Below are 22,581 nucleotides of genomic sequence, written 5' to 3' on the forward strand. Positions count from 1 at the left end.
CCGAAGACGCCGACTTCGGCGGCAGCGACTACCACGCGGCCCCGATCGGCACCGGGCCGTCGCCGGTCGACCTCGCCGAAATGGCCCTGGTAGAGGCCGAACTCGACAAGCGCTGGCCCGAAACCAAGATCGAGCCGTCGCTCACCAGGATCGCCACCCTGATGGATCTGCTGGGTAACCCGCAGAACAACTATCCGGCCATCCATATCGCGGGCACCAACGGCAAGACCTCGGTGACCAGGATGATCGACGCTCTGCTCACCGCGCTGCACCGGCGCACCGGCCGGATCACCAGCCCGCACCTGCAGCTGGCGACCGAGCGGATCAGCATCGACAACGCGCCGATCTCGCCGGCCGACTACGTGGCGACCTATCACGAGCTCGCACCGTATATCGGCATGATCGACCAGCGCTCCGCCGAATCCGGCGGCCCGGCGATGAGCAAGTTCGAGGTGCTCACCGGCATGGCCTACGCCGCGTTCGCCGAGGCACCGGTCGACGTGGCCGTCGTGGAAACCGGCATGGGCGGCACCTGGGACGCCACCAATGTGATCCACGCCCAGGTCGCGGTGATCACCCCGATCGGCCTCGACCACACCGAATACCTCGGTCCCGACCTCGAGTCGATCGCCAAGGAGAAGGCCGGGATCATCAAGCGCGCCCCCGAGGCGCTGATCCCGACCGATACCGTCGCGGTGATCGCCGAGCAGGAGCCCGAGGTGATGGATGTGCTGCTGCGCCGGGCCGTCGCCGAGGACGCCGCGGTGGCGCGCGAGGGCGCGGAGTTCCGGGTGCTGGAACGGGCCGTCGCCGTCGGCGGACAGCTGCTGACCCTGCAGGGACTCGGCGGTGTCTACGACGAGATCTTCCTGCCGCTGCACGGCGAGCACCAGGCTCGCAACGCGTCGCTGGCGCTGGCCGCCGTTGAGGCGTTCTTCGGCGCCGGCGCGGATCGCCAGCTCGATATCGAGGCCGTGCGCACCGGTTTCGCGACAGTAGCCAGCCCGGGGCGGATGGAACGGATGCGCAACGCGCCGACCATCTTCGTCGACGCCGCCCACAACCCGGCGGGTGCGCAGGCGCTGGCCGCGACGCTCACCGGCGAGTTCGACTTCCGCAAGCTGGTCGGGGTGGTCGCGGTGCTCGCCGACAAGGACGCGGCCGGGATTCTCGACGCGCTCGAACCGGTCTTCGACGAAATCGTCGTCACCAGCAACGGTTCACCGCGAGCCATGGATGTGGACACACTGGCCGACCTGGCCGTGCAGCGGTTCGGCGATGAACGAGTGATCACCGCCGACACGCTGCCCGACGCGCTGGAGTCGGCGATCGCGCTGGCCGAGCAGGCCGGTGACGAAGGCGACGTGATCTCGGGTGCGGGCGTGATCGTCACCGGGTCGGTCGTCACCGCGGGTGCGGCGCGCGCCCTGTTCGGAAAGGCTCCGGCGTGAACGGTCAGCGGCCGGAGGAGGAAGCGGAGCGTGACCACGGAGGCCGCCCGAGCACGCCGAATGGACACAGCATGAGTGAAGTGCCTCCTCCCGCCAACGATCCCTGGAAGGGGTTGCGCGGGGTCATGGCGGGGACGTTGGTTCTCGAGGCGATCGTGGTCCTGCTGGCGCTGCCGGTGGTCGCCGATGTCGGCGGCGGTGTCACCTGGTTGTCCGGGACCTATCTGGTGGTGCTCTCGCTGCTGATGATCCTGGGCGCGGGTGTGCAGCGCAAGTCGTGGGCGATCCCGTTCAACATGGGTCTGCAGGTGTTGCTGCTCGCAGGCACGTTCATCCACCTGTCGATCGGTGTGATCGCGGTGGTGTTCATCGCGGTATGGGCATTCATCCTGATCCTGCGCTCGGACGTCCAGCGACGCATGGACGCAGGCCTACTCCCCAGCCAGCGAACCCAGACGAAGCCCTGACGGTTGCCGGGTACGCAGGCTTGCTCCCCAGCCAGCGAACCCAGACGAAGTCCTGACGGCTCGAGGGCCCGATCGGCGTACTGACCCGGGCGACGCTAGGGTTACCCGGTGACTGAGCAGACGTTGGTACTCATCAAGCCGGACGGTGTCTCCCGAGGCCTCACCGGCGAGATCCTGGCGCGCATCGAGCGCAAGGGCCTCACCTTCCAGGCGCTGGAGCTGAAGAACGTGTCCGCGGAACTCGCGGCCGAGCACTACGCCGAACATGCCGAGCGGCCCTTCTTCGGTTCGCTCATCGAATTCATCACCTCCGGCCCGGTCGTCGCGGCCGTGCTCGAAGGCCCGCGCGCGATCGCGGCGTTCCGTCAGCTCGCCGGTGGCACCGACCCGGTGGAGAAGGCCGTGCCCGGCACCATTCGCGGCGACTTCGGCCTGGAGACCCAGTTCAACCTGGTCCACGGATCCGACTCGCCCGAGTCCGCCAAGCGCGAGATCGCCCTCTGGTTCCCCGAATTTCCCGCCTGACCCGCCTCGCCTCGCCCAGCGCGAGAGAGATAGTCGGACACCCGGTCAGGCGGTATCGAACTCCGCTCGGCCGGGTCACCCTCGCTCGCTGGATCCGCCGCTGAAACGACAGCCGTGAGCGGGGCGGAGTTCGCGTGAGTTGCGCCGATGGCGATCCCCGCGCGAACCGTATGGGATACTGACTACGGATGTGTTCGACGCCGACCTGTCGCGCAGGTACGTGACGCGGCGGCGGACATGACCGGATGACACCGCGGTTGATGCCGATCATCGCTGCCACGGACAACCCTGTTGCTGGGGTTGCCCGCGCAGGCACGCTGGATGAGCGCTCGAAAGCGCGGTGCCACGCCGTACAGCCAGGCGCCGTGTGACCGGTTGGCGCGCCAGACGATCGATCAAGGTGCGACCGGACACGCGGGGCGAGACCAGATGACCCTCGTACCATCGGGTACGAGGTGCACGGACGATGCCCCCGCGTCGGCCGCGTCACTCCCGTACCGGGGAAGGACGCGCCCGGGGGCCCGAGGAGACTTCGTGGCCGAAAAAGAGCCGCTGGACACAACACAACAGGATGCCGATCAATTGCCGGAGCGAATTCGAGTTCATGCACTGGCCAAACGGTTGGGAGTGACCAGCAAACGCATCCTGGCCAAACTGGCCGAGCTGGGCGCCGAGGCGCGCAGCGTTCAATCCAATGTCGACCGCTCGGTCGCCGAAACGGTGCGCGACGCGATCGCCGCCGCTGACGCCGAACCCGGCGCCCCCGACGAAGCCACCGCACCCGCACCCACGACGCGCGCGAAGAAACGCGCCGCGTCCACACCCGTCGCCGAGCAGCCGGCCGACACGTCAGCGGCGCCCGCGTCGCTGTTCTCCGCGCATCACGTCGCGCGCACCGACGAGGTGTTCGCCACGATGCGCGAGGACGCGCATACCGATCTGTTCACCCACCGGGTGTCCGAAACCCCCGTGCAGGCCGAGCCGGTGACCTTCGAGGCGCCCGCGTCTGTGGGCATGCCGTTGTTCCTCCCGCCGGATGCCACCGCCGCCGAGGAAGCCCGCAAGCGCCGTCGGGCCGAGCGGACTCCCAAGCGGACCGAAGAGCCCGCCGCCGCGCCGGTCGAAGAGCCTGTCGCGCCGAAGGCCGAGGAGCTCGAAGCCGAGGTCGAGGACGAGTCCGCCGATCAGTCCGGTGACCACGACGCCGACGGCCAGCCGCGCCGCCGTCGCCGTGGCCGCCGTGGCCGTGGCCGTGGCCGTGGCGAGCAGTCCGCCGACGGCGAGGACAACGAGTCCGACACCGAAGACGACGACACCGACGAGGCCGAGCAGCAGGCCGAGCAGGTCACCGACGAGGCCGAACAGGCCGAAGACACCGAAGCCGAGACCGAGGACGAAGACGGATCCTCCGATGGCGCGAGCCGTCGTCGCCGTCGTCGCCGTCGTCGCAAGGTCGGTGGCGAGTCCGCCGACGCCGAGGCGGCGACCGAGGACGATCCGCCGAACACTGTCGTGCACGAGCGCGAGCCCCGCAACAAGAGCCGCGGCCGTTCCAGCTCGACCAACCCCGACGAAGTACAGGGCATTTCGGGCTCCACCCGCCTGGAGGCCAAGCGTCAGCGTCGCCGTGACGGTCGGGAGGCCGGGCGTCGCCGTCCGCCGATCCTGACCGAGTCGGAGTTCCTGGCCCGCCGCGAGGCGGTCGACCGGGTGATGGTCGTGCGCGAGAAGTCGTTCGACCCCGCCGAACACGCGCCGGGCCACCAGACCACCACGCAGGTGGCGGTCCTGGAGGACAACATCCTCGTCGAGCACTTCGTGACCAGTTCCGGTCAGGCGTCGATGGTGGGCAATGTCTACCTCGGCAAGGTGCAGAACGTGCTGCCCAGCATGGAAGCCGCGTTCATCGACATCGGCCGCGGCCGCAACGGTGTGCTCTACGCCGGTGAGGTGAACTGGGAAGCCGCCGGTCTCGGTGGTCGTGAGCGCAAGATCGAGCAGGCGCTCAAGCCCGGCGATCAGGTGCTGGTGCAGGTGTCCAAGGACCCGGTCGGTCACAAGGGCGCCCGCCTGACCACCCAGATCTCCCTGGCCGGTCGCTTCCTGGTGTACGTGCCGGGTGGCACCTCCACCGGGATCAGCCGCAAGCTGCCCGACACCGAGCGCAAGCGGCTCAAGGAGATTCTGCGCGAGATCGTCCCGTCCGACGCCGGGGTGATCATCCGGACCGCGTCCGAGGGTGTCAGCGAGCCCGAACTGGCTCGCGACGTCGAGCGACTGCAGGCCGCCTGGCGCACCATCGAAGAGGCCGCCGCCAAGGAGACCAACGCACCGAAGGCGCTCTACGAAGAGCCCGACATGCTGGTCAAGGTCATCCGCGACCTGTTCAACGAGGACTTCGCCAAGCTGGTCATCGAGGGTGACCGCGCGTGGAGCACCGTCGAGACCTACGTCCGCACCGTGGCGCCCGACCTGCTACCGCGGGTCAACCGGCACGAGAACAACGGTGTCGACGTGTTCGACACGTTCCGGATCGACGAGCAGCTGGCCAAGGCTCTCGATCGCAAGGTGTGGCTGCCCTCGGGCGGCACCCTGGTGATCGACCGCACCGAGGCGATGACCGTCGTCGACGTCAACACCGGCAAGTTCACCGGCTCGGGCTCGTCGAACCTCGAAGAGACCGTCACCAAGAACAACCTGGAAGCGGCCGAAGAGATCGTGCGCCAGATGCGGCTGCGCGATATCGGCGGCATGATCGTCGTCGACTTCATCGACATGGTCCTCGAGTCCAACCGTGACCTGGTGCTGCGTCGTCTCACCGAGGCGCTCGGCCGCGACCGCACCCGCCACCAGGTATCGGAGGTCACCTCGCTGGGCCTGGTCCAGATGACCCGCAAGAAGCTGGGCACCGGACTGGTCGAGGCGTTCTCCACCACCTGTGAGCACTGCCACGGTCGCGGCATCCTCGTGCACTCCTACCCGGTGGATTCCGGGTCGGGCGTCGAAGAACCGAGGGCGAAGGAGGGCGGTTCGCGCCGTCGCCGCGGCAAGGACCGCGACAAGCCCGCCACCACCACCGCCGCACCGGCGACCAATGGCACCGCGCCTGCCGCCGAACACGCCGAGGAGGACATCGCGGTCAAGCGGGCCCACCCGGTGGTGCTCGCGATGGCAGGTCATCACGACGACGAGCAGACCGACGAGCGCACCGAGGTCGTCGAGGAAGCGCCCGCCGAGCCGACCAGGTCGCGCTCACGGTCTCGGTCGCGCCGATCGGGTCGCGGTGCCGCTGCCGCGAATACCGAGCCGAGCACCGAGGGTCCGCTCACCGGGGTCATCGCCGGCGAGGCAGAGCCCGAGGCCGCCGAGGTCGAGGAGGAAGTGGTGAGCTCGGCGCCTGCCGATGCCGCTGTCGCCGAGACCGCGCAGCCCGAACCGGCCGCGGTCGTCGAGACGCCACAGCCCGAGACGTCCGAACCGGCTCCGGCCGCCGAGGAACCCGCACCGCGGGCGCCTCGTAGGCGTCGCGTAGCCCGGTCGACGGCAGCACCCGCACCGGACAGCGCGGGAGCCGTGTTCGTGCTGTCGGCGAACGAGCAGCCGCCCGCAGCGGCTGTCGTCGACTTCGCCGCGGAGCCGGTCATCGTCCCGGAACGCAAGCCGCGTCGTCGCGCCGTGGGTCGTCCCGCGGGCGCTCCGGCCGCCGAATCGAAGTAGCCCGACGCTTGCGTGCGCGGATCCCCTCCGCGCACGCAAGCCTCGATTCGGGCCCTGACCGGCCGAATTGGGGGAGTGGATACCGCTCTGGTAACCTAGGTCGGTCGCTGCCCAGTGATTGAGCATCTGGCCGAACAGGCCGGGTGTATACCGCAGGCAGCAAACGTTCTTCCCCCGCTCTTGCGGGGATGAGCCCAGTAATACGCGTCGCAGCTGCGGCGTGGACATGTGCAGGACCAATGTGAGTGGAGGAAGCCGACCGATGGCAGCGTACGCAATCGTCAAGACCGGCGGAAAGCAGTACAAGGTCGCGGTCGGTGACCTGGTGAAGGTCGAGAAGATCGAGGGTCCCGTCGGCACCGCCGTGGCGCTGACCCCGGTTCTCGTCGTCGACGGCACCGATCTGACCACCGACGCCGACAAGCTGGCCAAGATCTCCGTGGCCGCTGAGGTCATCGACCAGACCAAGGGCCCGAAGATCCGGATCCACAAGTTCAAGAACAAGACCGGCTACCACAAGCGCCAGGGTCACCGTCAGCCGCTGACGGTCATCAAGGTCACCGGCATCAAGTAAGAATTTTCCCGAGGAGACGAAGCAATGGCACATAAGAAGGGCGCATCCAGCTCCCGGAACGGCCGCGATTCGAACGCCCAGCGCCTCGGCGTGAAGCGTTTCGGCGGCCAGAAGGTCAGCGCGGGCGAGATCCTGGTCCGTCAGCGTGGAACCCACTTCCACCCGGGCGTGAACGTCGGCCGTGGTGGCGACGACACGCTGTTCGCCCTCGAGGCGGGCGCGGTCGAGTTCGGCACCAAGCGTGGCCGCAAGACCGTCAACATCGTCGTACCGGAGCCGGTCCAGGCCTGACCGCCTGGAGCTTCGCTCCCCACAGACACCAGAGCGGGTCAGGGTTGATTCCCTGATCCGCTCTGTCGTGTTCTCCCCACCCCTTACCGCAAACGACCAGTCAGAAGGAGGAGGATCAACCCATGTCCAAATTCATCGACCGCGTCGTGCTGCATGTTCGTGCCGGTAGAGGTGGACACGGTTGCGCCTCGGTGCATCGTGAGAAGTTCAAGCCGCTGGGCGGGCCCGACGGCGGCAATGGCGGTAACGGCGGTGACGTGATCCTCGAGGTCGACGCCAACGTCCACACCCTGCTCGATTTCCATTTCCACCCCAACGCCAAGGCGGGCAACGGCAAGCCGGGCGAGGGCAGTAATCGCGAAGGCAAGAACGGCGGCGATCTGGTGCTCGCCGTGCCCGACGGCACCGTGGTCGTCGATGGCGACGGCAAGGTCGTCGTCGACCTCGTCGGCGTGGGCAACCGGTTCATCATCGCCCGTGGCGGCCGTGGTGGCCTCGGTAATGCCTCGCTGGCGTCGAAGGCGCGCAAGGCGCCCGGTTTCGCGCTGCTCGGTGAAGAGGGCGAAGAGCTCGATCTCGTTCTCGAACTGAAGTCGGTCGCCGATGTCGGCCTGGTCGGGTTCCCGTCGGCGGGCAAGTCGTCGCTGGTCTCGGTGCTGTCCGCCGCCAAGCCCAAGATCGCCGACTACCCGTTCACCACGCTCGTCCCGAACCTCGGCGTCGTGCTCTCCGGTGACACCACCTTCACCGTCGCCGATGTGCCCGGCCTGATCCCCGGTGCCAGCGAAGGCCGCGGTCTCGGCCTGGACTTCCTGCGCCACCTGGAACGCTGCGCGGTGCTCGCCCACGTCGTCGACTGCGCGACACTCGAGCCCGGTCGCGACCCGGTCTCCGATGTCGACGCGCTGGAAGCCGAACTCGCCGCTTACAAGCCTGCACTGTCAGGTGACGCCAGCCTGGGTGACCTGGCCGACCGGCCGCGCGTGGTGATCCTCAACAAGACCGACGTGCCCGACGCTGCCGAACTCGCCGAGATGGTGTCGGCCGAGTTCGCCGAACGTGGCTGGCCGGTGTTCGAGATCTCCGCGGTGAGCCGTGCCGGCCTGCGCCCGTTGACCTTCGCGCTGGCCGACATGGTCCGCCAGTACCGCGAAGCGCACCCCAAGGCCGCGCCCAAGCGCACCATCATCCGCCCGATCGCGACCGACGAGACCGGTTTCAGCGTCATCGCCGATCCGAACGAGCCCGGTGGTTTCATCGTGCGCGGCACTCGCCCCGAGCGCTGGATCCGGCAGACCGATTTCAACAACGACGAGGCCGTCGGCTACCTGGCCGACCGGTTGGCTCGACTCGGTGTCGAAGCCGCGCTGGTCAAGCAGGGTGCCCAGCCGGGTTGCCCGGTCACCATCGCCGGCGTCACCTTCGAATGGGAGCCGATGATCTCGGCGGGTGTCGATATGCAGCCGACCGGCCGCGGTACCGACCTCCGGCTCGAGACCAACGACCGCATCGGTGCGGCCGAGCGCAAGCTCGCCTCGCAGGCGCGACGTGGTCTGCTCGACGAAAACGGCGAACGAAAAGAGTGAGAGTGGGGTCGTGCCCGGCGAAATTCGCTGTCGGGCACGGCCGTTCGATCGGCATACTGCGATGGTTCCGGTTAGCTCGGTGATCGTGGTGCAGGGAGTGCAACGATGCAGGTGGGTTCGAAGCTGAGTCAGGGACGCGCGGCGATCGTGTCGGCGCGCACCGTCGTGGTGAAGATCGGTTCGTCGGCGTTGACCAGCCTCGAAGGCGGGCTCGATACCGGTCGGCTCGATCTGCTGGCCGACGCGGTCGAAGCGCGGATGCGGGCCGGTTCGGATGTGGTGGTCGTGTCCTCGGGCGCGATCGGAGCGGGACTCGCGCCGCTCGGCCTGTCGAAGCGGCCCAAGGACCTGGCGACGAAGCAGGCCGCGGCCAGCGTCGGCCAGCTGGCTCTCGCCCACGCCTGGGGTACCTCGTTCGCCCGCTACGACCGTACCGTCGGCCAGATCCTGCTCTCCGCCGACGATTTCGCCCGTCGCGAGCATCACCGCAACGCCCAGCGCACCCTCGACCGGTTGCGTTCGCTCGGCGCGATCGCCGTGGTGAACGAGAACGACACGGTCGCCACCGAGGAGATCCGCTTCGGCGACAACGACCGCCTCGCCGCCCTGGTGGCGCATCTGGTGGGCGCCGAAGCGCTGATCCTGCTGTCGGATGTGGCGGGCCTCTATGACGGTGACCCGCGTAAGGGCGCCGCCAACTTCATCCCCGAGGTGCGCGGCAGCGCCGACCTCGACGGCGTCATCGCGGGCAGCGGTGGCGCGCTCGGCACCGGCGGCATGGCCTCCAAACTCTCCGCCGCCCGGCTGGCTGCCGACGCGGGCATTCCGGTCCTGCTGGCCTCGGCTGCCGACGCCTCGTCCGCGCTCACCGACGGGGCCGTGGGCACGGCCTTCGCCGCGCGCCCGATTCGCCTGTCCGGTCGTAAGTTCTGGGTTCGCCATGCCGCCGATCCCCGCGGTGCGGTCCTGCTCGATGCGGGCGCTGTTGACGCGGTAGCTCAACGGCACTCCCTACTGGCTGCGGGCATCACCGAGATCCGCGGCCGGTTCTTCGGCGGCGATGTGGTGGACCTGGTCGGTCCTGACGGCGAGGTCGTCGCCCGGGGCGTCGTCGAATACGACAGCACCGAACTTGCTTCCATGCTCGGGCGGTCCACCATCGACCTTCCCGACACCATGCAACGTCCGGTGATTCACGCGGACGATCTGGTCAAGGTCTGAACAGGGACTTCTGTTCGTTTGGGCTGTCCGCGGTCGGCAGGCGCGGGTCGTGAAGAGATGACCGGGGTTTGAGTAGTCCCAGGAGGTTTGACGCTGTGTTTATTGGCGCGCTGGCGCGCGCGTGTCCGCGGCCCTGAGGGGCCGCCGGTTAGCGCTCGAGACTAGAGCCTTCGGCTCAGCGCTTTCGAGCGCTAACCGGCGACCCGGCCGCGGACCGGCCACTTCGTGGCCGTCGCTCCCTATGGGTCGCGGGTGGGGGTTGGGAGTGCGGTCATGGCGGATTTACCGCTGTGGCGGCACGACGCCCGGCTGATCGGTTTCCGGCGGTGGTGCCTTCGGTGTGGCGGGCTGCGACGGCGACACGTCTGCCCCGGGAACCGGGCCGGTGACACCGGGCTGTCCGCCTGGGTCGGACATGTCGGGCATGCCGGGCAGCGGAAGTGGTTGTGGCGCTTGGCGGCCGGGTGGTGCCGGGGAGGCTGGTTGCTCCGCGGTCGGCGTGGGGACGTTCGGCTGTGCGGGTGGTTCCGGGACGTGCGGCGGCGCCGGCTCGGTGACAAGCGGCTGCGGTGACGTCGAGACCGGTGGTGGCGCGGGTTGTTCCGAGGCCGGCGCGGGGGTTTGCGCCGGCTGCGGATTCTCTGCGGTCGGCGGCTTCGGTGCAGGTGGGTTCGAATCCTGCTGTGTCGGTGCCTGATTCGGAAGCGAGGGCGGGGGAGTGGGTACGTCGCTGGGCGAACTCGTCGGCCCCTGGCTCTGCGGGGCGGGCGGTTCGGTCGACGGTGCAGGAGCTTCAGTGGACGGCGCAGGCGGTTCGGGAGCGGGGGCGGGCGCTTCGGAAGTCGGCGCGGGCGCTTCAGTGGACGGCGCAGGCGGTTCGGTAGTTGGCGCAGGCGCCTGAGTGGGCGGTGCAGGCTGCTCGGGTGTGGGGGCGGGCGCTTCGGAAGTCGGCGCGGGCGCTTCGGTAGTTGGCGCGGGTGTCTCCGGTGTCGGAGACTGTGGAGTAGAGCCCTGGCCTTGGGGCGCAGGGCTTTCCGCCGGTGCGGGCGTCCGGGGTGCGGGGTCTTCGCCCGGCGTCACAGTTGCGCCGGGAGCCGGAGCGTCACCGGGAGCCGAGCCGGATTCCGGGGCCTGTGGCGATTCCGGCGAATTGCCCTGTGGCGCGGAGGGGTCCGTGCCAGGGCTCGGCGTCGACCCGTTGCCCGGTGCGGGTGAACCACCGCTGCCCGCGGGCGATTCCGTTTCCCCTGGTGCGGTGGGCAACGCTGGGACACCGCTTCCGGCAAGCGAATACGCCGGCTTGTAGATCATGTTCATCGCCAGCACGGCTTCCTGGCGCAGCGCCTCGGCCGCCATCTGCGCGTCGATCACCTGCGCGCTCTCCAGCAGGCGGGCGATCGCCCCGATCGGGCCCGACCCGCCCGGCGCGACAACGGCCAGCTTCACGGCTTCGGCGGCCGCGGCGACACCGCCGAGGCGGGCGCCGACTTCGGCCATCACCACCGCGAGTTCGTCGATGGATGCGGCGAAGCTGCGGGTACTCGCCGCGGCGGCGTCGGCGGCGGTACCGGACCAGCCGGTGTCGTTGATCACCCGGTCGGCGCCGGATTTGGTGAGCGGCATCGAGGTGGTGAGGGTAGCGGCGGTCTCCAGCCAGGTCATCGACGCGCCGAGAATGGCACCGGCGTCGATCTGCTGGGCACGCGTGTAGATCTGTTCGTGCGGCATGGATTCGAAATGTTCCATCGCACTGACGTAGGTCGGGTCGGTGCTCATCCGCGCACCCTCGTATCGACGGCGCGCAGGGCGGCGGCCGCGGCGGCATCGGCTTCCTCGTAGAGGCCCGCGCTGAGCAGGAACGCCTCTTTCATCCGGTAGGCCGCCTCGATGTAGCGGTCGAGCAGTTCGGCGGCGTCGCGTGCCTTGTGCGCGAAGCCCGCCTGTAACTGCTGGGCGGAGACGAACCCACCGAACCCCGCCGCCTCGGCAGCGTTCTCGAGCCCCTGCCGCAACTGAGCGAGGTGCTCGGCCTGCTGTTCGTACAGGTCGGCGCACCGGCGCGCGGCATCGGGGTCGAATGTCAGTGTCCCCGCCGCGGCGGCGCTGCGGAACCGGGAGATCTCGGCTCTGCTGCTCTCGATCGTCATCGCGTCTCCCCTCCAGATGATGCGGTGGAGTCCAGGTTAGCCGGACCTTCTGCTGTGCGAACTGTGCGCCGGCACCAACCTGCGCTGTAACTGCGCGGCGAGTTGCCCAGTGGACGCGGGCACCACGTGCACGGTTTCACCCGCGCGCAGCAGGTATCGACCATCGTTGGCCACGTCGATCCAGCTGTAGTGCACCGGCGGGCTCGGCACCGGACGGTCGAGCCCGGTCTCGATCCGAATGTGGCCCTCGGCGGTATGCGGCCTGCGCAATAACCGCTGGATACGCGGCACCGCGGGATGGGTCGCGAGCACGGTTTCCTCGTCGCGTACCGCGTCGGTCGCGGCCTCGCGCGCGGGTTCGCGTCCGGGCGGGGTATCGGGCAGACAGGCCGCCACGCGGGCGCCGATCCCCGCGGTATGCCCGATCGAAACACGCACGCTGCCACCGTAATCGGGCCGGGTACTCGGATCTTGCACTACCAGCACGGCATGGTCGTAGACCGCGCAGGCGAGTAGCCGGATTTCGCTGCCGGGGGTATGGGCGCCGCCGACCAGTACGACTCTGGCGTGCGGTTCGGCGATGATCCGCAGGCAGGCGGCGAGGTCGGGGTCGCCCCCGGGTAGTCGATCGTGCAGCCCCGCGCGCAATCGGGCCGCGTCGTTCTCGGTGTGCGGTGACTCGAGCACGCGCAGCGGAAACGGCATGCGGTCCTGACCCGATTCCCGCCAGACGTGCGCGAATTCGTCAGCGGTGAAGGTCCATCCCATTGCCGATCCCATCCTTACCGAACCAGGACGGGGACAGCCTAACCCGCGGTGTCCGATTCCGGCGTGCCGATCATGCCCATACCTCCGAATGGAAACTTTTGCCGCTGATGAGTACCTCAGATGAGTATTTCGGCGGACGCTCGGGTCGGCAAACCCTTCTACGTTCAGGACTGACCCCGTCGAAGGGAGCGGTCATGTCCGATATCAGGCGGCGCGCGCGAATACTCACGACGGCGCTGGCGGCCGCGCTCGTCCTCGCCTCCGCGGCCGCGTGTAGCGACGATTCCGGCCCGAAGACCTATTACGGCGACGAACGATCCATGGGCAACGGCCAGATCCGCACCTACGTGACCACCGACAAGGACGGCCATCCCACCGAACTCGGTCTGCGTATCCAGGAGTCGGCGCTGGAAGGGCTGCCGATGCCCGCCACGATGCCAGAGGGCCCGCCACCGGCCAGCCCCGGCCTGGCCCTCCCGGCGGAAGCCGAGGGCACGGTGATCAACCACCTCACCTTCGACTGGGTCCCGCACGGCCACCCACCGATCGGCATCTTCGACAAATCCCATTTCGACACGCACTTCTACTTCATCGACGATGCCGCGGTGCAGGCGATCAACCCGCAGGACCCGCAGTTCCTCGCCAAGGCGGGCGTCAAGCCCGACCTGAAGTACATGCCGACCGGTTTCACCACCCTGCCCGAGCCGATCGAGGTGCAGGCGGTGCCCGCGATGGGCGTGCATTGGGTCGACGGCACGAAACCGGTGGTTCCGGGCCAGTTCGAGTTCACTCAGACCCTGATCAACGGCGCGTGGGACGGCCAGTACATCTTCACCGAACCGATGTTCACCAGGGACTGGCTGCTCACCAAGCCCTCGTTCACCGGCGACATCACCCAACCCCAGGCCTACCAGCACTCGACCCGCTATCCGACCACCTATTCGATCAACTTCGACGATCAAGCGAAGGAGTACGTAGTATCGGTCGGCGGCCTGACCGAGCGCACCGCCTCATAGCCCCTGTTATAGCCCCTCACCTGCGAGTATGCTCTGATACTCGGAGGTGAGGTGTGGCGACCGAGTTGATCGGACGTGACGGCGAACTGGCCGATCTGCTGGGTCGGCTCGACGACGCGGTGCACGGCGCGCCGCAACTGGTGATCTGTTCCGGCGAGGCGGGCGTCGGCAAGACCAGCCTCGTCGCCGAACTGACCGTGCGCGCGCGGCGCGACGGAGTGCGCACCCTGTGGGCCCGTGCCCTCGAACTGCCCGACACCCCACCGTTCTGGCTCTGGCACCAGGCGCTCGGCACCAGCACGCCTGCCCCCGGCGCCGACCGCGTCGCCCTGTTCGACGGGTTCGCCGCGGGCCTCGACGGTGCCACCGGCGGCGTCCTGCTGGTCGTCGACGACATCCATTGGGCCGACGAGCCATCGCTGCAAGCGCTGCTCTATGTGGTGCGTGCGTTGCGCGAGCGCCGAATCATGGTGTGTGCCACCGAATGTTGCGGCACCGCGGGCACCGGCTGGACCACCATCAAACCCGACCTCCTGCGCGAACCGGTCGCAGGCTCGCTGCCCCTGCGCGGACTCTCGCCCACCGACTCCGCGCACTGTTTGCGGATCGAGGCGGGCCGTGACCTCCCCGACCAGTTGGCCGGCGAGGCCTTCGACATGACCGCGGGCAACCCCTTCTACCTGCGCGAACTAGGCCGTTCCCTGCGCGGATCCACCGATGACGCGCTGCGCCTGCCCACCAGCTTGCGCGAGGTGGTGCGCGGCCGGATGACACCCCGCTCGGCATCGGCGCAGGAGTTGCTCCGCGCCGCGTCGATCTTGGGCGAGCGGTTCACGATCGCGGTCGCCGCCCGGCTCGTCGAACGTTCGGTGCCGGACTGTCTCGGCGCGGTCGACGAGGCGATCGATGCGGGTCTGCTGGCCGCCGCCGATGAGCCGGGTACGGTGCGTTTCACCCATGCCCTCGTGCGCGCCGCCCTGCTCGACGGGTTGTCGCTACAGCGGCGTGTGCTGCTGCATCAACGCGCGGCGCTGGGTATCGAGGAGCTGTATCCCGATGCGGTGGAGGCGAATTCGGCGGCGCTGGCCTGGCATTGGGCCAATGCCGCGGTGGGCGGAGCCCCTGAGCCCGCGGTCCGCTGGGCGCGCCGCGCGGCGGACGTCGCGTTGCGGGAACTGGCTTTCGAGGAAGCCGTCCGGCTCTACGGGTTGGCCTTGACCCACGCGGCCGACCTCGACCCGGTCGCCAGGGGCGGCCTGCTGCTGCAACGCGCCGCAGCAGCCGCGCGTGCCGGCGTCCTGAACTCGGCGAAGTCGGATTTCCTCGCAGCACAAGCGATAGCGCGCGCCGCATGTCACGCCGGACCTCCGCACCGCAGACCTGAGGCTGTCGTCTTGCTTGCCGAGGCCGCGCTGGTGCTCGAGCCGATCGGCGACCGAAGCTGGGATCGCGACATCGCCGATGCCTGTGCCGAAGCGCTGGCGGCCGGTGTCCGGGATGAAGCGCGGGCGGCCGGTGTCCGGGATGAAGCGCGGGCGGCCGGTGTCCGGGATGAAGCGCGGGCGGCCGGTGTCCGGGATGAAGCGCGGGCGGCCTGCCCCCGGGACGAAGCGCTGGCGGCCCGCGCCCGAGACGAGGCGTTGGCGGCTGGCGCTCGGGCCGTGGCGTCAGCGGCTGATCACCCGCCCGACGGCACGCCCGCCGACGGGCTGAGCGGCGCGCCGCCCGCCGACGCGCTCCCCGAGTCGTTGCGGGCCCGGTTGCTCGCCCGCGCCACCGAGGCGGCGGTTCACCTCGGCAATCTCGACGGTGTCGATGAATCCAGCAGGGCCGCAATGCAATCCGCCGACCGCAGTGATGATCCCGTCGTCTTGGCTGCCGCGCTGCGCGCCCGTCGGCTCGCCTGCAGCGGACCCGAGCACCGCGACGAGCACCGGGTACTGGCCACCCGGATGATCGAAGCGGGCGAGCGTGCGCGTGATCCCGCCGTGGAGATGTGGGGCAGGTTGTGGCGCATCGACGCACTGTGGGAGCAGGGTGATCTGAGTGTGATCACCGGCGAATTGGCCTGTCTGAGTTGGTGTTCCGAGCGGACCGGCGGACCGATGTCGCGCTGGCGCCTGCTCGTCGCGCAGGCCGCGTCGGCTCAGGCGCACGCCGAATTCGACGATGCGCTCGACCTGGCCGGACAGGCACACGAGCTCGCGACAACACTCGGGCATCCGGCGGGGGAGGGGGCTTACCGGGCGTTGCTCGGCGTCGTCGGACACCATCGCGGCCATCGCCGCGAGGTGCTGACGGCGGCCGCTGCGGTGACGCGCGGACCGGTGAGCAACCTGCTGCTCGCCGCGCTCGGCACCGCGTTCCCGATGATGGACAGCGGGCTGAGTGCCGAAGCCGAACCGCTCTATCGCAATCTCGGGCCGCCCCAGAAATGGTCGGTGCCGCCGTATTTCCGGCTCAATGTGCTCGCGGTCGGTGGGGCGATCGCCGCAGCGCTGCGCATCGGCGACGACGTCGCGTACTTCCGCGAGCAACTCGGTCGATACCGTGGCATGCACGTCACCGGCGGCGGCAATGCCAACTACCTCGGCCCGGTCGAGCTCTGGTTGGGCAAATTCGCTGTGGCACTCGGTGATTCGGACGTCGCCCGCATCGAACTCGCCGGTGCCGCGCAGACCGCGCGCATGATCGGCGCCCCCGGGTTCGCCGTCGAGGCCGAGTGCGAACTCGCCGAGCTGCTGTTGCTGCACCGCGACACCGCCGCCGCGGTCGCCCTCGCGAAAAGGGCATTGCCGACGGCGATCTCCCTCGCCATGCCCCCGTGGACCCATCGGCTACGCGTGGTGGCCGCGCACGAGATCACCTGCGCCGCACTGACACCACGCGAACGCGAGGTGGCCGACCTGGTCGCACGCGGCCTGACCAACCACGAAATCGCCGCGGCTCTTGTACTTTCCGACCGCACCGCGCAGAACCACGTTCAGCACATTCTCACCAAGCTCGGCTTCGCCAAACGCAGCCAGATCGCCGCCTGGGTGAGCAGTCGGATCCCTCAGTAACCCCGGGAGGTGTCGATCATCGCCTCCAACGGCTCACCCGTGACGAACCGCGCCACGTTCGCGCCGACATGATCGGCGAACGCCGCCAACCGCAGCTGCGGTGGGTTCGAATCGTGCGGGGTGATGATCGCGTTCGGCAAGGTCCACAGTGGGTGCCCGTCGGGCAGTGGTTCCGGGTCGGTGACGTCGAGTCCGGCGCCACCGATCAACCCGCCGGTCAGCGCGTCCACCAGTGCGTCGGTGTCGATCAGGCTGCCACGGGCCACATTGATCACCCACGACGACGGCTTGAGCCTGGCCAATTCGTCGGCACCGATGAGGTGGCGGGTCTGCGCCGTCGCCGGTGCCGCCACCACCACATGATCGGTATGCGAATACACCCGTGCGAGCTGATCGGTGGGCACCGTCTCGACATCGGCGGGAATCCCATGACCGCTCACCGGGCGTCCCGACCGGTTCACCGCGATCACATGGGCACCCAGCGGGGCCAGCATCGGGATCAGCGCACGCCCGATCCCACCCGCGCCGACGATCGTCACGGTCTTGCCGCGCAACGACCCGATGTGCGGGAAGAACTCGCGTTGCTGCCACGACGTAGCCCGCAACTGCTCGGGCAGATACCGCACACCCGCCAGCAACATCATCAGCGCGTGTTCGGCGACACTGTGCGAGAACGCCCCGGCGGCGGAGGTGAACAGCACGTCCGGGTGCGCGGTGAATACGCCTGCGTCGAAGAAGTCCTCGATCCCCGCGGCGGGCAACTGCGCCCAGCGTACCGACGACGGCAGGGTCGCCGGAAAATCACCGGGTTTGCCGGTCCAGATCAGTGCGTCGGCCTCCGCGAGCTCACCGACCCGAGCGCCCGCTCCGACGACCGCTTTCTCGAGCAAGCGCGGCGCCGGCTGGTCCGGGGCGATCGCGATCGTGGTCGCGGATTCCTGCACAGAGACCTCCTGGGTCGATCGGCTTTCTGCGCCGCACTGCGGCTCGAGCGCTGTCGTCGGCACCGCGCGCGGTCCCGGACTCTGATTCTTCCTGGTCGCTATCGACGGCGCCGCCGCACCCTCCCAGTCTCGTCCCCAGCGCGCGTCGTTCCACCATGGTTTCTCGTCCCGGTGCACACGCTGGTCGGCTGGTCGTGACACTCATCCGTCGGCGGCCCGCCGCATCGCGGTCTCGTGTAGTCGTCGGCGGTGTCGTCCAGGACGGCTCATTCTTCGTCGAGGTCGACGAGTTCCTCGACGCCGTGCCGATCGGCCAGTTCCAGCAGGGGTGCGATGTCGAAGACGGTGTTGTCCATGTCGGCCTGCAGGTCGCCGAGCTCGGCGTAGCGGGCGGGCACGGTCGCGATGGTGAAGTCGCGCGGCACGATGTCGTCGATCTCGGTCCAGCGAACCGGGGTCGACACGGTCGCTTCCGGTACGCCCCGCACGGAGTAGGCGGCGGCGATGGTGTGGTCGCGCGCGTTCTGGTTGTAGTCGACGAACAGCTGCGCGGGATCGCGGTCCTTGCGCCACCAGGCCGTCGTGACGTCCTCGGGCGCGCGTCGTTCCACCTCCTGCGCGAACGCGAGCGCCGCCCGTCGGACCTCCCCGAACCCGTACTCCGGCGCGATCCGCACGTACACATGCAGTCCGGAACCACCGGAGGTCTTCGGCCAGCCGACCGCTCCGAGTTCGTCGAGCACCTCGTGCACCACCCCGGCTACCCGCCGCACCCGCGACCACGGGCAGTCCGGCATCGGATCGAGGTCGATGCGCCATTCGTCCGGCGACTCGGTATCCGAGGCCCGCGAATTCCAGGGATGGAACTCCACCGTGGACATCTGCACAGCCCAGATCACGTCCGCGAGCTCACGCACGCACAGCTCGTCGGCATGCCTGCCGTAGCGCGGAAAATGTACGCGCACCGTCGGAATCCAGTCCGGCGCACCCGCTGGCACCCGCTTCTGGTGCACCTTTCCACCGGGTAGTCCCTTGGGAAATCGGTGTAGCATGCAGGGCCGATCCCGCACAGCGTTGACGATCCCGTCCCCGACGCTCAGGTAGTACTGCGCCAAGTCGAGCTTTGTCACGCCGAGCTCGGGAAAGTACACCCGGTCGGGATTGCTGACCCGCACCGTGTGCTCACCCACCGATAGTTCGACCGCGGGCGCCGCAGACTTGGCCACCCGCCCAACGATAGACGAGCAGGTCCGCTCCCGACGGGGAGCGGACCTGTGTCGTTGTGTGTCTGTTCGCTACCAGCGGCTGTGCTCCGTCGGCGGCGTGTAGTAGCTCTCGGCGTAGGAGTGCGCTGCCCAGCGCGACTTCTTGTCCTCGTCACTGTCACCACCGTGGCCGGGCCACCACGCGCGGCGCCCGAGGAGCGCGGTCACCGCGGGAGTGAAGAACAGTGCCATCACGAACGCGGCGATCGCGATACCCACCGAGATGGCGAAGCCCATCTGCGACAGAGTGCTGTTGCCCGCCAACATCATCGAGGCGAAGGTGCCCGCCAGGATGAGACCGGCAGCGGCCACCGTCGGCCCCGTGTGTCGCACGGCCAGCGCCGCCGCTTCCCGTGGTGTGTGCCCCTCGCGGGCTTCTTCCCGCGAGCGGGCGACCATCAGGATGTTGTAGTCGGTACCCAACGCGACGACGAACAAGTACATGATCACCGGCAGCGTGAAGATCAGGCCGTTCTCCCCCTGGATCTGCTGGAACACCAGCACCGTCGCGCCGAGGGTCGCGGCGAAGCCGAGGAACACCGAGGCCATCAGGTACCAGGGTGCGACGAGACTGCGCAGCAGCAGCGCCAGTACCAGCATGATCAGGATCGCGGCCACCGGGAATACGATCGCGTAGTCGTGGTTCATCGCGTCCTTGAAGTCCACGAACACCGCGGTCATGCCACCGACCGCCGCCGTGGCCCCCGCGGGCGCCGCCTGATGCGCGACCGCACGCAGCGGACCGGCCACCGTGTCGAGCGCGGCGTCGGATTCCGGTGCGTCGGCGAGCGTCACCTGGAAGTTCGCGATCGTCCGGTCCGGCGACAGCTGCGCGGGTCCGACCTGGCCGACACCCGCCACCTGGGTCAACGCGGTTCGGTAGGCCGCGAGCTGGTCATCGCCGAGCGGCCCGCCGGGCGAGTGCAGCAGCACATCGGAGGGCTGGGTCGCGCCCGCGGGCATGCCCTTGAGCAACTCGGTGGTGAAGACCACCGACTCGGAGGCGTCGGAGGTGGAGCCCGAGCTCAGATCGAAGGTCGGATTGAAGCCGATCGCGAACACCCCGAGGGCCACCAGCACGCCGCCGGAAGCGACAGCGAACACGCCGGGCCGCCTGCCCATCGCCGCACCGATCGCGCCGAATCTGGCACCCCGCGGCTCGACCTGCCAAGACTTCGACGGCCAGAACACCTTGGTGCCGAGCAGCGAGACGATCGCGGGCACCAGCGTGAGACCGGCCAGTAGTGCCACCGCGACCGCGATCGCCAGCGCCGGACCCATCGCCCGGAACATCCCGAGGCTCGACAGTGTCAGTGCCATGAACGCGATGATCACGGCCGCCGCCGCCGAGGTGATGGCCTCACCGACGCGGGCTACGGCATTGACCATCGCGGTCTTCGGGTCATCGCCCGCCCGCAGCCGTTCCCGGTAGCGGAACATCAGGAACAGGATGTAGTCGGTGCCGACACCGAACAGCACCACCAGCAGGATCGCGCTGATCGAGGTGTCGATATCGAGGTCGAATGCCTTGGCGGCCATCGCGATCAGGCCGCTGACGGTGCTCGAGATCGCACCGATGGTGATCACCGGCAGCAAGGCGATCACCGGGCTGCGGAAGATGATCAGCAGCAGCACCAAGATCAAGATGATCGTCGCGATGCCGATGATCGCCATACCCTTCTCACCCTCTTCGGTCTGATCGAGGGTCTGTGCCGCCGTGCCGGTGATGCCTGCCTTCAGCCCGGAGTCACGCACCTGTTCCGTCAGCTGCTCGCGCAGGCTCTTCACCGCCTCGCCTTGGGTCTTGTCGGCGGCGTCGGTCAGTTTGGTCATCTGCACCGCGATGACCTGGACCAGACGGTTGTCCGACGGTGGCGTCACCTGAATGCCGGTGACGCCCTTGATGTTGCGTGCGGTCAGTGCCGCGGCGGCCGCGCTGACCGCCGTCGAATCTGCGTCGGTCAGCGCCGCGCCGTCCGCGCGGACCACCACGATGAGGGCGGCGGGTGCGGCATGCTGCGGAAATGCCCGCTCCTGCAACTTCATCGCCTGGATCGACTCGTAATGCGAAGGCAGGAACTCGGATTGATCGGTCGTCGCGGTGAGCGTCGGTGCCGTCGCCAACACGGCGACGATCGCGAGCACCCACAGGCCGATCACTTTCCAAGGATGGTGGACGACGACGCGTCCCAGTCCGGCGAACATAGTGGTAGGTCCTTTCCTGGCCTGGCGGGTCAGACGTCGAGGTCGTGGTTGCGCGGGTGCTGGACGCGGTCGACGACCATCAGGTGGACCTTCGGCGAGACCAGTGGGCGCAGTGCGTCGAGCGAATCGACCACCTCGGTGGTGTAGTCGCCCCAGCTCTGCTCGCTCTTGCCGAGGATCGAGCGCCAGTTCTTCCAGTCCTCGGTCCAGTCGCCGAGCTCGTTGTAGTCCGACCACGCGGCGGTCTGCTTGTGCACCAGGAAGTTGCCCTTGCGGGTGAGGTAGACCCGGACGGTCTCGATGGCCTTGCGGGTTGCCCGGCGCGATTCGCCGACCTGTCGGCCGGTGAAGCGCTGGGTGCGGCCGCCGCCGGGGCCGACCTTGACGATGATCGGGGCGAAGCCGTCGGCGTCGGGGCTGGTTGGCTTGGTGGTGTCAACGGCAACCAGGTCGGTGTCGTGCGTGGGGAGGGGTTCGGTGGACATCGATCGCTCCGATTCGATAAGGCAGTGCGCATATGGGCATGGGTGTACGAGCGGCGTGCCCCTCGTTTCGGGCCGTCGTCGTGGGTCTGTGTTCAGTTGTGCGGTGACTGTGTGCGTTCCGTCCGACTCACTATAAGTAGATGTATACGTATAGAGCAAGAGGCAAAAAAAGTCCGCACGGATCGACTCCGTGCGGACCGCTCAGTTCGGGGTGGAACTACAGCTCGTAGACGCCGAACGCCCGATTCTGAATGCACATCGGCATCACGTGGACCCGGTCGGTCCATTCGAATTTCGCTGCCGCCTCAACGGTTTCGCGCTCCGCGACGCACACGCTCGCGGTGCCCGGCATGGTCAGCGGATTGAACACCGCCAGTGGGATGCCGGCGTGGACGCCGCTGTAGAGGCCGCCGCTGAAGCACAACGGTGTGATGGCGATGCCGCGGATGGCGCTCTCGCGGTCGGCCGCGGCCTGGGCGCCGGGGACGCCGGCGCAGTCGAGGGGGTTCTCGTTCGACGCCTGGGCGGGAACGGTCAAAAGGGTGAATCCGGCCGCACAGCCCGCGGCAACGGCCATCAGGGTTCGAGCAAATGTGGTCCTGGTCATAGGCGCATTCAAGCACTGGTGGTGGAGGGCGCACACAATCCGGGCGGCGTGTTGGGTTTTTTGGGGTGGGTCGGGGATTCGGGGGGTTGGTAGTCCCAGGAGGTTTGACGCTGTGTTTATTGGCGCGCTGGCGCGCGCGTGTCCGTGGCCCTGAGGGGCCGCCGGTTAGCGCTCGAGACTAGCGCCTTCGGCGCAGCGCTTTCGAGCGCTAACCGGCGACCCGGCCGCGGACCGGCCACTTCGTGGCCGC

General features: G+C 68.6%; 18 protein-coding genes. 10 read left to right on the plus strand and 8 right to left on the minus strand.

Going from position 1 to position 22,581, the window contains the following annotated elements; translation table 11 throughout:
* The first annotated feature begins 80 nt into the window (after window positions 1-80).
* From ACFWO8_RS31260 to proB, 8 genes are all read left to right on the plus strand, one after another.
* Window positions 81-1,451, plus strand: coding sequence for a bifunctional folylpolyglutamate synthase/dihydrofolate synthase (locus tag ACFWO8_RS31260; RefSeq protein WP_378972524.1), 1,371 nt, complete (start codon window positions 81-83; stop codon window positions 1,449-1,451).
* Window positions 1,452-1,522: 71 nt separating this feature from the next.
* Window positions 1,523-1,918: a DUF4233 domain-containing protein gene (locus ACFWO8_RS31265; RefSeq protein ID WP_378972345.1), complete on the plus strand. Its 396-nt coding sequence runs from the start codon at window positions 1,523-1,525 to the stop codon at window positions 1,916-1,918.
* 108 nt (window positions 1,919-2,026) lie between these two features.
* Window positions 2,027-2,443 (plus strand): nucleoside-diphosphate kinase, encoded by a 417-nt coding sequence (ndk, locus tag ACFWO8_RS31270; protein WP_266298471.1) that lies wholly within the window; start codon window positions 2,027-2,029, stop codon window positions 2,441-2,443.
* Between the two features lie 534 nt (window positions 2,444-2,977).
* Window positions 2,978-6,160: a translation initiation factor IF-2 N-terminal domain-containing protein gene (locus tag ACFWO8_RS31275; protein WP_378972354.1), complete on the plus strand. Its 3,183-nt coding sequence runs from the start codon at window positions 2,978-2,980 to the stop codon at window positions 6,158-6,160.
* A gap of 262 nt (window positions 6,161-6,422) precedes the next feature.
* A complete protein-coding gene (gene rplU, locus ACFWO8_RS31280) occupies window positions 6,423-6,734 on the plus strand; it encodes a 50S ribosomal protein L21 (protein ID WP_194828727.1) in 312 nt (103 codons plus the stop codon).
* 24 nt (window positions 6,735-6,758) lie between these two features.
* Window positions 6,759-7,025, plus strand: a complete 267-nt coding sequence (gene rpmA, locus ACFWO8_RS31285; protein WP_056821498.1) for a 50S ribosomal protein L27 — start codon at window positions 6,759-6,761, stop codon at window positions 7,023-7,025.
* A 122-nt stretch (window positions 7,026-7,147) separates the two neighbouring features.
* Entirely contained in the window at window positions 7,148-8,611 is a 1,464-nt protein-coding gene (gene obgE, locus ACFWO8_RS31290; protein ID WP_378972372.1) for a GTPase ObgE, read from the plus strand.
* Between the two features lie 105 nt (window positions 8,612-8,716).
* Window positions 8,717-9,832, plus strand: coding sequence for a glutamate 5-kinase (proB, locus tag ACFWO8_RS31295; RefSeq protein WP_378972383.1), 1,116 nt, complete (start codon window positions 8,717-8,719; stop codon window positions 9,830-9,832).
* Between the two features lie 282 nt (window positions 9,833-10,114).
* Here proB and ACFWO8_RS31300 read toward each other — a convergent pair whose 3' ends face one another.
* From ACFWO8_RS31300 to ACFWO8_RS31310, 3 genes are read right to left on the minus strand one after another with little or no spacing between them, the layout of a single operon-like run.
* Window positions 10,115-11,608: a hypothetical protein gene (locus ACFWO8_RS31300; RefSeq protein WP_378972389.1), complete on the minus strand. Its 1,494-nt coding sequence runs from the start codon at window positions 11,606-11,608 to the stop codon at window positions 10,115-10,117.
* Window positions 11,605-11,979 (minus strand): hypothetical protein, encoded by a 375-nt coding sequence (locus tag ACFWO8_RS31305; RefSeq protein WP_378972396.1) that lies wholly within the window; start codon window positions 11,977-11,979, stop codon window positions 11,605-11,607. Before ACFWO8_RS31305 ends, ACFWO8_RS31300 begins: the two co-directional genes overlap by 4 nt.
* Before the next feature lie 36 nt (window positions 11,980-12,015).
* Window positions 12,016-12,747: an ESX secretion-associated protein EspG gene (locus tag ACFWO8_RS31310; RefSeq protein ID WP_378972411.1), complete on the minus strand. Its 732-nt coding sequence runs from the start codon at window positions 12,745-12,747 to the stop codon at window positions 12,016-12,018.
* 194 nt (window positions 12,748-12,941) lie between these two features.
* Here ACFWO8_RS31310 and ACFWO8_RS31315 point away from each other — a divergent pair, with 194 nt between their 5' ends.
* Window positions 12,942-13,763 (plus strand): DUF5602 domain-containing protein, encoded by an 822-nt coding sequence (locus ACFWO8_RS31315; protein WP_378972468.1) that lies wholly within the window; start codon window positions 12,942-12,944, stop codon window positions 13,761-13,763.
* Between the two features lie 53 nt (window positions 13,764-13,816).
* Entirely contained in the window at window positions 13,817-16,825 is a 3,009-nt protein-coding gene (locus tag ACFWO8_RS31320) for an AAA family ATPase (protein ID WP_378972472.1), read from the plus strand.
* On the opposite strand, the gene ACFWO8_RS31325 is transcribed toward ACFWO8_RS31320, so the two are convergent.
* The 5 genes from ACFWO8_RS31325 to ACFWO8_RS31345 all read right to left on the minus strand — a co-directional run bounded on the left by ACFWO8_RS31325 (window position 16,819) and on the right by ACFWO8_RS31345 (window position 22,301).
* Window positions 16,819-17,769: a D-isomer specific 2-hydroxyacid dehydrogenase family protein gene (locus ACFWO8_RS31325; protein WP_378972475.1), complete on the minus strand. Its 951-nt coding sequence runs from the start codon at window positions 17,767-17,769 to the stop codon at window positions 16,819-16,821. The genes ACFWO8_RS31320 and ACFWO8_RS31325 overlap by 7 nt on opposite strands.
* A 266-nt stretch (window positions 17,770-18,035) precedes the next feature.
* Entirely contained in the window at window positions 18,036-18,995 is a 960-nt protein-coding gene (gene ligD / locus ACFWO8_RS31330) for a non-homologous end-joining DNA ligase (RefSeq protein ID WP_378972481.1), read from the minus strand.
* A 69-nt stretch (window positions 18,996-19,064) separates the two neighbouring features.
* Complete coding sequence (locus tag ACFWO8_RS31335; protein WP_378972491.1) at window positions 19,065-21,239, minus strand: MMPL family transporter; 2,175 nt, start codon at window positions 21,237-21,239, stop codon at window positions 19,065-19,067.
* 29 nt (window positions 21,240-21,268) lie between these two features.
* Window positions 21,269-21,724 (minus strand): EXLDI protein, encoded by a 456-nt coding sequence (locus ACFWO8_RS31340; protein WP_378972495.1) that lies wholly within the window; start codon window positions 21,722-21,724, stop codon window positions 21,269-21,271.
* A 217-nt stretch (window positions 21,725-21,941) separates the two neighbouring features.
* A complete protein-coding gene (locus tag ACFWO8_RS31345) occupies window positions 21,942-22,301 on the minus strand; it encodes a hypothetical protein (RefSeq protein ID WP_378972500.1) in 360 nt (119 codons plus the stop codon).
* Window positions 22,302-22,581 lie beyond the last annotated feature (280 nt).

It is taken from the genome of Nocardia sp. NPDC058480 (assembly GCF_042720495.1).
Classification (GTDB): Bacteria; Actinomycetota; Actinomycetes; order Mycobacteriales; family Mycobacteriaceae; genus Nocardia.